At 73.7% G+C, this 12,609-nt stretch carries 9 protein-coding genes; 4 read left to right on the top strand and 5 right to left on the bottom strand.

Annotated elements, in window-relative coordinates:
• Positions 1-320 precede the first annotated feature (320 nt).
• The 5 genes from ACFVVU_RS00975 to ACFVVU_RS00955 all read right to left on the bottom strand — a co-directional run bounded on the left by ACFVVU_RS00975 (position 321) and on the right by ACFVVU_RS00955 (position 7,800).
• On the bottom strand, positions 321-1,493 hold the full coding sequence (locus tag ACFVVU_RS00975; protein ID WP_387787400.1) for an acyl-CoA dehydrogenase family protein: 1,173 nt from the start codon (positions 1,491-1,493) through the stop codon (positions 321-323).
• A gap of 13 nt (positions 1,494-1,506) precedes the next feature.
• Entirely contained in the window at positions 1,507-3,498 is a 1,992-nt protein-coding gene (locus ACFVVU_RS00970; protein WP_387787398.1) for an acetyl/propionyl/methylcrotonyl-CoA carboxylase subunit alpha, read from the bottom strand.
• Positions 3,499-3,509: 11 nt separating this feature from the next.
• On the bottom strand, positions 3,510-5,108 hold the full coding sequence (locus ACFVVU_RS00965) for an acyl-CoA carboxylase subunit beta (protein WP_380680999.1): 1,599 nt from the start codon (positions 5,106-5,108) through the stop codon (positions 3,510-3,512).
• A complete protein-coding gene (locus ACFVVU_RS00960; RefSeq protein WP_387787720.1) occupies positions 5,105-6,775 on the bottom strand; it encodes an acyclic terpene utilization AtuA family protein in 1,671 nt (556 codons plus the stop codon). Before ACFVVU_RS00960 ends, ACFVVU_RS00965 begins: the two co-directional genes overlap by 4 nt.
• Before the next feature lie 206 nt (positions 6,776-6,981).
• A complete protein-coding gene (locus ACFVVU_RS00955; protein ID WP_380680996.1) occupies positions 6,982-7,800 on the bottom strand; it encodes a hypothetical protein in 819 nt (272 codons plus the stop codon).
• Between the two features lie 271 nt (positions 7,801-8,071).
• Between ACFVVU_RS00955 and ACFVVU_RS00950 the strand changes: the two genes are divergently transcribed.
• Genes ACFVVU_RS00950 through ACFVVU_RS00935 form a run of 4 tightly spaced genes read left to right on the top strand, consistent with a single transcriptional unit; the run spans position 8,072 to position 12,589 of the window.
• On the top strand, positions 8,072-9,316 hold the full coding sequence (locus ACFVVU_RS00950; protein ID WP_380680993.1) for a hypothetical protein: 1,245 nt from the start codon (positions 8,072-8,074) through the stop codon (positions 9,314-9,316).
• A gap of 43 nt (positions 9,317-9,359) precedes the next feature.
• Positions 9,360-10,397, top strand: a complete 1,038-nt coding sequence (locus tag ACFVVU_RS00945; protein WP_387787395.1) for a hypothetical protein — start codon at positions 9,360-9,362, stop codon at positions 10,395-10,397.
• The gene (locus ACFVVU_RS00940) at positions 10,394-11,557 is read left to right on the top strand and encodes a hypothetical protein (protein WP_387787393.1); all 1,164 of its coding nucleotides are present in this window, start codon (positions 10,394-10,396) and stop codon (positions 11,555-11,557) included. Before ACFVVU_RS00945 ends, ACFVVU_RS00940 begins: the two co-directional genes overlap by 4 nt.
• A 48-nt stretch (positions 11,558-11,605) precedes the next feature.
• On the top strand, positions 11,606-12,589 hold the full coding sequence (locus ACFVVU_RS00935; protein ID WP_387787390.1) for a hypothetical protein: 984 nt from the start codon (positions 11,606-11,608) through the stop codon (positions 12,587-12,589).
• Positions 12,590-12,609: the final 20 nt, after the last annotated feature.

The raw sequence follows: 12,609 nt of genomic DNA, 5'->3' as shown, positions 1-12,609 counted from the left end.
GTTGGCGCGGGGCGGGACGGCCGGCTGGAGGTCGTTGCGACCGGCCGTGCGGCGTGCGGACAGGAGCATACGGACAGTGGGCGCCCGGTGCGCCCCAGTGACGGACGTTTGGCGGAGCGCGCGGGGCGCGGGGGTGGCGCGGTATGGCGAATTCCGAGGTGGGGGCAGGTCCAGGGGGTTCCCGTGCGGGGGATTCGGTCAGATGTCAGAACGATGATGCGACGATCCGTTCGAGAATCCGGGCCCCGGCCGACCCGCCGGTTCCCGTGGAGGGCTTCGACAGGACCTCGGTAGGACCTCAGCAGGACCTCAGTAGGACCTCAGTAGGACCTCGGCAGGCCGAGGGTGTGCTGGGCCACGTAGTTGAGGACCATCTCGCGGCTGACCGGGGCGACCCGGCCGACCCGGGTGGCGGCGAGCAGCGCGGCGAGCCCGTACTCCTGGGTGAGGCCGTTGCCGCCGAGGGTCTGCACGGCCTGGTCGACGGTGCGGGCGGCGGCCTCGCCGGCCGCGTACTTGGCCATGTTGGCGGCCTCCCCGGCGGCGGCGTCCTCGCCCGCGTCGTAGAGCAGGGCGGCCTTCTGGGTCATCAGCCGGGCCAGTTCGATCTCCACCGCGCACTGGGCGAGCGGGTGCGCGAGGCCCTGGTGGGCGCCGATCGGGGTGGACCAGACGGTGCGGGTGCGGGCGTACTCGACGGCCTTGCCGAGCGCCTGGCGGGCGAGGCCCAGCGAGAACGCGGCGGTCATGATCCGCTCGGCGTTGAGGCCGGCGAACAGCTGGAGCAGTCCGGCGTCCTCGTCGCCGACCAGCGCGTCGGCCGGCAGCCGGACGTCGTCCAGGAAGACCTGGAACTGCCGTTCGGGGGCGACGAGTTCCATCGCGATGGGCCGGTACTCGAAGCCGGGCGTGTCGCGCGGGACGACAAACAGCGCGGGCTTCAGCCGCCCGGTGCGGGCGTCCTCGGTGCGGGCGACGAACAGCACGGCGTCGCAGTGGTCGATGCCGGAGACGAACACCTTGCGGCCGGTCAGCAGCCAGTCCACGCCGTCGCGCCGGGCCACGGTGGAGATCCGGTGGGAGTTGGAGCCGGCGTCCGGTTCGGTGATGCCGAAGGCCATCCGGCGGCTGCCGTCGGCGAGGCCGGGCAGCCAGTGGCGCTTCTGCTCCTCGGTGCCGTAGCGGGCGATCACGGTGCCGCAGATCGCCGGGGAGACGATCAGCAGCAGCAACGGGCAGCCGGCGGTGCCGAGTTCCTCCAGGACGATCGCGAGGTCGCCGATCCCGCCGCCGCCCCCGCCGTACTCGGCGGGGAGGTTGACGCCGAGGTAGCCGGCCTTGCCGGCCTCGGACCAGAGTTCCTCGGCGGGTTCGTGGGCCCGGGCCCGGGCGAGGTAGTAGGCGGACCCGAAGCGGGCGCCGAGGGCGGCGACGGCGCCGCGCAGGGCGCGGCGTTCGGGGGTTTCGAGGAGCTGGCTGCCGATGGCGGACATGCGCGGTCCTTCCTCAGACCTCTTCGGGGGACGGTGCGAGGGGCTGCACGGGAGACGGTCCGGGGGACGGTGCGGGGGACGGTGCGGGGGGCTTCACGACGGCGAGCAGGGTGCCGGTCTCGACCTGCCGGCCCGGGGCGGCGCGCAGTTCGACCAGGATCCCGTCGGCCGGGGCGGCGATCCGGTGCTCCATCTTCATCGCCTCCAGCACGAGCAGCGACTGGCCGGCGGTGACGGCGTCCCCGACGGCGGCGGTGGTGCGCACCACGGTGCCGGGCATCGGGGCGAGCAGCTCGCCGGGGTCGGTGCGCACCGGGGCTTCGGCGAAGCGCGGCAGGGCGGTGAGCGCGGTGGCGCCGGCGGGCGTGTCGATGTGCACCCGGTCCCCGTAACGGGCGACCCGGTAGGCGCGCCGCACCCCGCCCTCGCGCAGTACGACCAGGTCGGGCGCGGCGTCGAGCAGTTCGACGTCCGGGTGGCCCTCGGCCCGCAGCCCGGTGCGGGTGAGCCGGTAGCGGACCTCCCGCTCGGCGCCGTCCTCCGACCGGTAGCGCTTGAGCTGCGGCTGGGAGGGCAGGTTGCGCCAGCCGGAGGGCAGCGCGGTGCGGCGGGCGGCGGCGTCGGCGAGCGCCGCTGCCAGGGCGGCGAGCCGCTCGGCGTGCGGGTCGGGCGGGGCGGTCAGGGCGTCGGCGTGCTCGGCCAGGAAGCCGGTGTGCAACCGCCCGGCCAGGAACGCCGGGTGACGCAGGGCGCGGACCAGTGACGCCCGGTTGGTGGCGGGCCCGTGGATCCGGGCGCGGGCGAGCGCGTCCGCCAGCCGCCGGGCGGCGGCGGCCCGGGTCGGCGCCCAGGCGATCACCTTGGCGAGCAGCGCGTCGTAGTGCGGGGTGATCGCGCAGCCGTCCCCGACGCCGGAGTCCAGCCGGACCCCTCGACCGGTGAACTCCTCGTGCGGGACGGTGAGTTCGATGCGGTGCAGGGTGCCGGTGGCGGGCCGCCAGTCGTGTGCCGGGTCCTCGGCGTAGAGCCGGGCCTCGATCGCGTGGCCGGTGATCGGCGGGGCGGTCGGACCCGGCAGCGCCCGGCCCTCGGCCACCGCGAGCTGCAGGGCGACCAGGTCGAGGCCGGTGACCGCCTCGGTGACCGGGTGCTCGACCTGCAGCCGGGTGTTCATCTCCAGGAACCAGCAGCGGCCGTCCGGTCCGAGCAGGAACTCGGCCGTCCCGGCGCCGGTGTAGCCGATCGCCTTGGCGGCGGTCACCGCGGCCTCGTTCAGGGCTGCGCGCACCGCCGGGTCGAGCCCGGGCGCGGGGGCCTCCTCGACGACCTTCTGGTGGCGCCGCTGGAGCGAGCAGTCCCGGTCCCCGACCGCCCAGACCGTGCCGTGCGCGTCCGCGAGCAGCTGCACCTCGACGTGCCGGCCGGCGGGCAGGTAGCGCTCGCAGAACACCTCGTCCGAGCCGAAGGCCTGGGCGGCCTCGGCGCGGGCGGCGGCGAGTTCGCCCGGCAGGTCGGCGAGGGCCCGCACCACACGCATACCGCGCCCGCCGCCGCCGGCCGCCGCCTTGACCAGCAGCGGCAGGTCGGCCTCGGTGGGTGCGTCCAGCGCGTCGAGCACGGGTACCCCTGCGGCGGCCATCAGGCGCTTGGCAGCGGTCTTGGAGCCCATCGCCTCGATCGCCGCCGGTTCCGGGCCGACCCAGACCAGCCCGGCCGCCCGCACGGCCCGCGCGAAACCGGCGTCCTCGGAGAGGAAGCCGTAGCCCGGGTGCACGGCGTCGGCGCCGGCGGCGAGCGCGGCCTCGACGATCAGCGCTCCCCCCAGGTAGGTGTCGGCGGGCGCCGCGCCGGGCAGCCGGACGGCGGCGTCAGCCTCCCGGACGTGCGGCGCCCCGGCGTCCGGGTCCGCGTACACCGCGGTGGTGGCGATGCCGAGGTCGCGGCAGGTGCGGAAGATCCGGCGGGCGATCTCGCCGCGGTTGGCGACCAGCAGGTTGGTGATCATGTGGTTCTCCCCTACATCCGGAAGACGCCGTAGCCGGCGGCGCCCTCGACCGGCGCGTTGTGGATCGCGGAGAGGCAGAGCCCGAGCACGGTGCGGGTGTCGCGCGGGTCGATCACCCCGTCGTCGTAGAGCCGCCCGGAGAGGAAGGCGGGCAGCGACTCGGCCTCGATCCGCTGCTCCACCACGGCCCGTACGGCGGCGTCCGCCTCCTCGTCGTAGGGGCGCCCCTTGGCCGCCGCGGACTGCCGGGCGACGATCGACAACACCCCGGCGAGCTGCTGCGCGCCCATCACGGCCGACTTGGCGCTCGGCCAGGCGAACAGGAACCGCGGCTCGAAGGCCCGCCCGCACATGCCGTAGTGGCCGGCGCCGTAGGAGGCGCCCATCAGCACGGACAGGTGCGGGACGGTGGAGTTGGCGACGGCGTTGATCATCATCGCGCCGTGCTTGATGATGCCGCCCTGCTCGTAGTCCCGGCCGACCATGTAGCCGGTGGTGTTGTGCAGGAACAGCAGCGGCGTCGCGCGCTGGTTGGCGAGCTGGATGAACTGGGCGGCCTTCTGGGACTCCTGGCTGAACAGCACGCCCTGCGCGTTGGCCAGCACGCCGACCGGGTAGCCGTGCAGCCGGGCCCAGCCGGTGGCGAGGCTGGTGCCGTAGCGCGGCTTGAACTCGTCGAAGTCGGAGGCGTCGACGATCCGGGCGATCACCTCGCGCGGGTCGAACGGCACCTTGAGGTCGCCGGGGACGATGCCGAGCAGCTCCTCCTCGGGGTACTCCGGCGGCTCGGCGGCGGGGTCGGGGCCCGGTCCCGGCTTGCGGTGGTCGAGCCGGGCGACGATCCGGCGGGCCAGCCGCAGCGCGTCCGGCTCGTCGAGCGCGAAGTGGTCGGCCAGGCCGGAGACCCTGGCGTGCATGTCGGCGCCGCCGAGCGACTCGTCGTCGGACTCCTCGCCGGTGGCCATCCGCACCAGCGGCGGCCCGCCGAGGAACACCTTGGCCCGCTCGGCGACCATCACCGTGTGGTCCGACATGCCGGGCACGTAGGCGCCGCCGGCCGTCGAGTTGCCGAACACCACGGCGACGGTGGGGATCCCGGCGGCGGACAGCCGGGTGAGGTCGCGGAAGAGCGCGCCGCCGGGGATGAAGATCTCCTTCTGGCTGGGCAGGTCGGCGCCGCCGGACTCGACCAGGTTGACCAGTGGGAGGCGGTTGACCAGGGCGATCTCGTTGGCGCGCAGCGCCTTGCGCAGGGTCCACGGGTTGGACGCCCCGCCGCGCACGGTCGGGTCGTTGGCGGTGATCACGCACTCGACGCCCTCGACGGTGCCGATGCCGGTGACCAGCGCGGCACCGACCGGGTACTCGCTGCCCCAGGCGGCGAGCGGGGAGAGCTCCAGGAACGGCGAGTCCTCGTCGATCAGCAGCTCGATCCGCTCGCGGGCGAGCAGCTTGCCGCGACCGCGGTGGCGTTCGACGTAACCGGGGCCGCCGCCGGCCAGCGCCTTGGCCTGCTCGGCGTCCAGGTCGGCGAGCCTGGCGAGCATCGCCTCCCGGTGGGCGGCGTACTCGGCGCCGCCCGGGTCCAGGCGGGTGGGCAGCACGGTCACAGCAGGGCCTCCGGGATGTCGAGGTGGCGCGAGCGCAGCCACTCCCCCAGCGCCTTGGCCTGCGGGTCGAACCGGTGCTGGGCGGCGACGCCCTCGCCGAGCAGGCCGGTGATGGTGAAGTTGAGCGCGCGGAGGTTCGGCAGCTGGTGCCGGGTGATCGGCAACCCGGCCGTCTCCGGGAGGAGTTCGCGCAGCCGGTCGGTGGTGAGGGTGCGGACGAGCCAGCGCCGGCCGGGTTCGTCGCGGGCCCAGACGCCGAGGTTGGCGTCGCCGCCCTTGTCGCCGCTGCGGGCGCCGGCCACCAGGCCGAGCGGGGCGCGGCGGGTGGGGCCGAGGTCCTCGGCTCCGCCCGCCGGCTCCTCCACGGGCGCCGGCTCCGGCGCGATGACGGGCGGCGTGACCGGCGTCGTGACGGGCGTCGTGACCGGCGCGGGCGGGATGCCCACCCGCCGCCCGTCCGGCAGCACGGCGGTGTGCTCGACGGCCGCCGGGTCGACGTACGCTGCCTCGAACACCCCGTACGGCGCGCCCGGTCCCGGTGGCGCGGTGAGGTGGAAGCCCGGGTACCCGGCCAGCCCCAACTCCACGGCCACCCGGCCCAGTTCCCGGCCCACCCGGTCGGGGTCGCGGTCCCTGGCGGTGAGCCGCAGCAGCGCGGAGGCGGCCTCCTCGGTGGCGGCGTCGACGTGGTCGGTCCGGGCCAGGGTCCAGCGCAGCTCGGCGGGCCGGCGCACCAGCGCGTCCTCGAACTGCCGCCGGACGAGTGCCGCCTTCGCCTCGACGTCGAGTCCGGTGAGCACGAACACCACCTCGTTGCGGTGGCCGCCGAGCCGGTTCAGCCCGGCCTTGAGGGTGGCCGGCGGCGCCTCGCCGCGCACCCCGTCGATCCGCACCCGGTCCGGCCCCTGCCCGGTGAGCCGGACGGTGTCCAGACGGGCCGTGACGTCCGGCCCGAGGTAGCGCGGACCGGCGGTCTCGTAGAGGAGTTGGGCGGTGACGGTGCCGATGGTCACGGCGCCGCCGGTCCCCGGGTGCTTGGTGATGACGCTGGAGCCGTCCGGGTGCAGCTCGGCCAGCGGGAAGCCCGGCCGGGTGACGTCGTGCTCGCGGAAGAACGCGTAGTTCCCCCCGGTGGCCTGCGCCCCGCACTCCAGCACGTGCCCGGCCACCGTTGCGCCCGCGAGCGCGTCCAGGTCCCCCGCGCCCCAGCCGAACCGCGCGATCGCCGGCCCCACGACCAGCGACGCGTCGGTGACCCGCCCGGTCACCACCACGTCCGCCCCGGCCCGCAGGCACTCCGCGACACCGAACGCCCCCAGATAGGCGTTGGCGGCCAACAGCCCCTCGGGCAGGCCAAGTTCCGACCGGCGCGGCAGCAGGTCGTCGCCCTCGACGTGCCCGACCGCCGCGTCCAGCCCGAGGCCCTTCGCCAACTCCCGTACCGCGTCCGCCAGTCGCGCCGGACTGAGCCCGCCCGCGTTGACCACGATCCGCACCCCGCGCTCCAGCGCCAGCCCGAGGCACTCCTCCAATTGCCGCAGGAACGTCCTGGCGTACCCGAGCGAGGGATCCTTCAGCCGGTCCCGCGCCAGGATGAGCATGGTCAGCTCGGCCAGGTAGTCCCCGGTGAGCACGTCCAGCGGCCCGCCGGTGAGCATCTCGCGCATCGCCGAGAACCGGTCCCCGTAGAACCCCGACGCGTTCCCGACCCGCAGCACCGGTTCCCCGCCCACCGCCCGCACCCGCGACCCCACGTGCACGCCTACCCCCACAGGTGGCCCAACGTTCGCCGTCGGTCAGCAGGTTGACACTCCGCGCGAGAGAAAGCAATCATGCGTGCTTGTTTTTGCCCCCACCCCGGCCGCCGCGACGGTCAGCGACGGTCGGCCGTCACCGACGGCTTCAGCTGCCGCAGGCGCGCGGCCTGCTGGTTGAGCGCGGTGACGCTGAACTCCGGCAGGCCCGCCGCCTGCAGGGTGGCCGCGATCCGGTCGATGGTGTCCGGGAGGCCCGTGGAGCGGACCTCCCGTTCGTCCGGCGTCACGGCCAGCCCGAACTGCTCGGCGCGCCCGACGATGTAGTTGGCGATGGCCTGGGCCGTGGTCGTGATGCCCACGAGCGGGTTCGCGTAGCTTCCGTTACTGGGGACGGTGGTCTCGACGAAGCGCAGGATCGTCCGTACCTCGATCCAGTAGGCGAAGGGCTCGCCCTGGTGCTTCGGATCCGCCAGCCCCAGCAACGCATGACCCATCTCGTGCAACGGGACCATCGCCGAACGGAAGTTGACCTCGGCGTCCTGGAGGTCGTCCAGCCAGCTCGGCGGGCACCTCACCAGGATCACGGGCAGGTGGAACCGTGGCGGTGCCCCCGAAGGCGGGTCCGACTGCGAGCCCGGCTCGTACAGCAGGTACTCCGGCATCGGGTATTCCGGAGGAGGGCCGTAGGTCTCGTTGTAGTCGTTCATGCACTTCTGGATGCTCTGCGCCTGCATCCGGCCGCGGGGCCTGTCCGGCAGGTACAGGGCGTAGTTCGCCTGGCCGAGGTTGACGGCGGCATCCGGGCCGAAACAGAGGATCCTGACGTTCTCCAGGCTCGCCGGTTTCGGGTACAACACGTCGGCCACCTGGGCGTTCCGGGCGTACCACTCCCTCAGTCGCGCGTACCGGTCGATGATCATCTGTGGCAGAGGCATCGTCCACCTCACCTCGCGACGCCTGCACGCCTCGCCGGCCGAGGGGCCGACAGGCTCCTCCTTCCATCTACGCACCGGTGGCGGGCGCCCGCATCTCGACGCCGGAGCGACCGGCCAGAACGTCAACTCCTCGCTCCGCGCAGCCAGTCGAGGGCCCTGCGGATGCGTCGGCCACCGGACGGGCGCACCCTGGAAGTGACATGAGGGCAGTTGCACGCACCTGCGGCAGCGAGTCGGTGACCGCACCTGTGCCGACGGAAGGGACGGGGACGTGAGAAGGCAGGCCGAGAAGGTCTACAGCATCATCGAGGTGGCCCAGCAGGACGGGACGTGGGGGTACTCCGACATCAACTTCTCCGAGCGGCGCCCGGCCGGTTCCCCCGGGTCCGGCACCGGGCCGGAGTGGCGGCAGGTCAGTCCGTTGCCGCTCGCGGGCAGCGGTCTGGCGGCCGCGGGTTCGGAGGACGACCGGCGGCGCGTCCACTACCAGGAGCAGGACCGGGGTGTGGTCGGCACGGCGTACGAACCGTCGTCGCCGGACGGACGCTGGACCGGGTACCGCGTCCTCACCAGGGAGACCGGCGCCCCGGCCGCCCACGCGGGCGGCGCGGTGGCGGTGACGGGCCGGATCGGGGAGCTGCGGGTCTACTACCTCGACGGCGGGCAGGGCGAGGAGGGCCTGCGTCCGGTGCGGCTGGCGGAACGGGGAGCGGAGTGGACCTACGCGGCGTGCGACGAGGCCCCGCGCGGTTCCCCGATCAGCCCGCTGGCCGCGGTCACCACCGAACGGGGCGAGTACGCCTACTACATGGACACGCCGGGCCGGCTGGTCGAGGTGTCCTGGCTCGGCGAGGAGGGCTGGTCGGTCCATGACGTGACCTCCGGTGTCGAGGGGTGTCCGGCCCCCTCCGCGCTCAGCCGACTCGCCGCCGTCGGCCACGGGACCGACTCCCGCCTCGTGTTCTTCCTGGACGAGGACAACCGCCCGGTCCAACTGGAGCACACGGTCGTCGCGGGCACCAAGAAGCGGCCCGAGGGCGGCGAGGAGTGGCGGGTGCGCCGCCTGTCCGCGTACGGGGCGCCGGTTGCGGCGGCGGGCGGTCAGCAGGCGGTCGTGCTCTGCGCCGACGGTCATCCGCGGCTCTACTACCTGGACGTGGACCGGATGGTGGTCGAGGTGGGGTTCAACGGTCGCGGGTGGGAGGTCAACCACGCCGGGGCGGAAGCCGATCGGGGCACGGGGGCGCCCGCCGCGGCCGCGGCGAGTTCCCTGGCCGCCGTGCCGGAGGCCGACGGCCGGGCGGTCCAGGTGTTCTACCTGGGCGCCGTCGACCCGGGTGACGGCGCGGGCGCGGGTGATCACCACCTGATCGAACTGCGCGGGTCCGGGGCCCGGTGGAGCTCCCGCGACCTGGGCGCCGAGCTGGACCTCCCCGACGTCGCCACCGGCGTCCCCAGCCCGCTCGCCGCCATCCGCACCACCGGCCCGCGTGTCTACTACACCAGCGAGGAGTAGGCGGCGGCGCGGCCCGCGGGCCGTACGCGCGAAGGAGCGACCCATGCAGACGGACGACACGTACCGGGACGCCGTGAACGGCACGCTCGTGTCCGTGGACAACGGCAACCGGACCACCATGACGGTCACCAACGGGACCCCGGTGCACCTGCTGGTGTACTGGGTCGGCCTCGACGGCCTGCTGTACGGCCGCAACCCGCGGACCCGCAGGCTCGCCCCCGGCTACCCGGGCCAGCTCCTGGACCCCGGGGCGAACGCGACCTGGACGAACATCGACCGCTCGTACTACTTCGTCGCCAAAGCCGGGTACTCGGGCGCCTTCGCGGCGGTCTGGTGCGCCGCGGAGGACAACGCCGCGGTGACCCTCACCGGCCGGGACCTGAGGGATCCGGACGACGTCGGGGAGACCCCGGTGCCGACCAGGTCCGTGATCGTCCCCCCGAACGGGCCGAGGATCCTGGTGGGCGCGGGCACGCTGCCGAACGGCAATCCCGTCACCCGCGAGCAGTTCTGGCAGCGCCTGCCGGAGTCGTACAGTCTCGCGGCGGGTGAGGAGAAGGCCGTCAACCACACCCAGACACAGGGGATGCAGTCGAACTCCTCGGACACCAGGACGGTGACGGCGTCGGTCAGCGCGAGCGCGAGCGCCGGCTGGGGCCCGTTCAGCGCCTCCGTCAACGCCTCCCTGAGCAAGTCCTCGACCAGGACCCAGCAGGTCACCGTGTCCACCCAGACGACGAGCTTCACCTCCAACCAGTACAGCAACGACACCGCCCACGGACGGCTGTGCCTGTTCTGGCAGCTCACGGACGTCCTCACGGTGTTCGACGCGACGGGGACGCCGCTGTCGTCGGTCGTCTCCGCCAAGGGCCCGACGGTCGTCTGGGGGCCGGTCGACGTCGATGCGCTGGACGCCGGGAAGCCGGGCACTTCCGCGCAGCGCGTCGACGCACCGGACGTGCCCGAGCTCGTCTCGGTGCGGCCGGCGGCCGGAGCGCCCCGCCCGGCGCTCCCGCAGCGTGCAGGCACGGGCCGCGCTCCGGGCGCGGCGGCGTCCACCGGAAGCCGGAGGCCGTCATGACGACAACGCGTGCCCGCCCCCTGGGTGTGACCCCGGGCGGAGGCTACACGGCGGTCATCGAGGTGGCCCGGAAACCGGACGGCTCGTTCGGGTGGACCAACCTCAACATCGCCGCCGGGAAGGAGGTGGGCCCCGGCATCCTCCGGCCCGCCCCCTTCCCCTCCCTGACCGGCGGCTTCGCGGCGACCGGCTGGGGTACCGACAGCCGGCGGGTCTACTACGCGAACACCGACGGCGCCGTCGGCGAGTTCGCGACCGACGGGGACGGCTGGACTTACCACAACTTCACCAGCACCGAGGGGACGCCCGCGGCCGCCTGGAACAGCCCGCTGGCGACCGGCGGGATGCGGTCCGGGACGATGATGGTCCACTACGCGGACGAGACCGGCCAACTCGTCGTCATGAAGTTCACCGGCAGTTGGACCTGGGGCGCCAATCCCGCGCTCCCCCGGGTCCCGGAGTGGAGCCCGCTGACCGCGCTGCACAACGGGCGGGGCCGTTTCGGCTACTACTTCGACGCCGACGACCACCTCACCGAGGTGGAGGAGTACGGGGTGGCCGGCAGGTTCACCGATCTCACGAAATACATCGGCCTGCCCGCCGCGTCCCCGATCAGCGGACTGTCCGCCGTGGGCTGGGGCAGCGACAGCCGGCGCGTCTACTACGCCGACCGCGAGGACAACGTCGTCGAACTGGTGGGCTTCGGGGACGAACGCGGCTGGAGGTGGCAGAGCCTCACCCCGCTGAGCGTCAGGCAGGCCAAGGCGGGCAGCCCGCTGGCGGCCGCGGCGAGCTCCCAGGGCCTGGCGGGCGTCGCGCTGTGGAACCGGGCGTCCGAACCGTTCTGGGCGGGCCGGGTGGGCGGATGGCGGAGCCAGGAGATCCGCGCGACCGGGGACGGATCCCGTCCGGTGGTGGCCGCCAACAGCTCCGTGGCGTCCGCGGTGGCCGGCGACGGCCGCCCCTGGGTGTCCTACGTGGCCGAGGACAACCACCTCGCGCTGTGGCGGGGGCCGCAGGAGGACCGGCTGTGGTGGGACCTGACCGCCGACCTCGGCCTTCCGGCGGCCGCCAAGGTGGCCACGCAGGGTCCGCTGGCCCTGGTCCACACCGAGCGCGGTCCTCGGGTCTACTACCTGACCGACGAGCCCGAATTCTGACCGACCCCGCTCCGCGCGCGGACGCGCGGCAGGCGATCGGAGCCCACCATGCGCATGACCGAGACCTACCAGGCGGCCCTCGACGGGACCCTCGCCTCGCCCCCGAAGAAGTCCCGGGCCGAGGTCCTCGTGATCAACGACCTCTCGATCCCGCTCGACCTCTTCTACCTCGACCAGTCCGGCGACCTGTGCGGGCCCGTCAACGGGCGCTGGACCGCGGGCGTGCCCGGGCTCGTGCTGGAGCCCGACGGCGGCAGCGTGGTGATCAGCGGGGACTGCTGGGCGGACGGCTACTGGCTGGCCAAGTCCCACTACTCCGGTGCCTTCGCCGCCGTCCTGCGGAACCTGCCGGGCAAGAGCACCATGGCCTTCTCCGGATCCGACCTGCTGGACCCCAACAACATCGGACCGATCCCCGAGCCCACCGCCGACGTGCTCATCCCGCAGGACGGCCCCAGCGTCCTGGTGGCCACCGGTCCCGTCCAGCACGGCGCCACGACCCGCACGCCGGTGACCGTGCCGGGGGACGACCAGACCGGCCTCGGCGCGTCCGTCACCCGTGAGCAGTTCTGGCACTGCACCGGCGAGTCGTACAGCCTCGCCCCCGGGGAGAGCCGGACCGTGAGCTACACCGTCACCCAGGGGAAGCAGGACAGCAGTTCGGAGTCCGACACCACCAACGCCTCGGTCGGCGTGAGCGCGAGCGCCGGCTGGGGACCGTTCAGCGCCTCCGTCTCCGCCTCGCTGAGCGAGTCCTCCACCACCACCCAGCAACTCACCGTCTCCACCCAGTCGACCTCCTTCGTCTCCAGCACGTACATCAACCTCGGCCAGTACCCGGAGCTCAACCTCTTCTGGCAGCTGACCGACGTCGTCACCGTCCACGACCGGACCGGACAGCCCCTGGCCTCCGTGATCTCCGGCGAGGCGCCGTCCGTCGTCTCCGGCCCCTGGGAGGTCCAGGAGATCGAGGAGACGAAGAAGAAGAAGCTGGAGCAGAAGGCCGGCCACGACCGGCCCACCAGGAAGTGAGCGGACCACGGGTGCGCACG

Source organism: Kitasatospora sp. NPDC057965 (genome assembly GCF_042887135.1).
Classification (GTDB): Bacteria; Actinomycetota; Actinomycetes; order Streptomycetales; family Streptomycetaceae; genus Kitasatospora.
This window is presented reverse-complemented; position numbering and strand designations above follow the sequence as displayed.

What these genes read in the sequence shown, in the direction of transcription:
- ACFVVU_RS00955 (WP_380680996.1), bottom strand. Translation starts at nt 7,800, where the DNA reads ATGCCTCTGCCACAGATGATCATCGACCGGTACGCGCGACTGAGGGAG.
- ACFVVU_RS00945 (WP_387787395.1), top strand. Translation starts at nt 9,360, where the DNA reads ATGCAGACGGACGACACGTACCGGGACGCCGTGAACGGCACGCTCGTG.
- ACFVVU_RS00935 (WP_387787390.1), top strand. Translation starts at nt 11,606, where the DNA reads ATGCGCATGACCGAGACCTACCAGGCGGCCCTCGACGGGACCCTCGCC.
- ACFVVU_RS00960 (WP_387787720.1), bottom strand. Translation starts at nt 6,775, where the DNA reads ATGCGCGAGATGCTCACCGGCGGGCCGCTGGACGTGCTCACCGGGGAC.
- ACFVVU_RS00970 (WP_387787398.1), bottom strand. Translation starts at nt 3,498, where the DNA reads ATGATCACCAACCTGCTGGTCGCCAACCGCGGCGAGATCGCCCGCCGG.
- ACFVVU_RS00975 (WP_387787400.1), bottom strand. Translation starts at nt 1,493, where the DNA reads ATGTCCGCCATCGGCAGCCAGCTCCTCGAAACCCCCGAACGCCGCGCC.
- ACFVVU_RS00940 (WP_387787393.1), top strand. Translation starts at nt 10,394, where the DNA reads ATGACGACAACGCGTGCCCGCCCCCTGGGTGTGACCCCGGGCGGAGGC.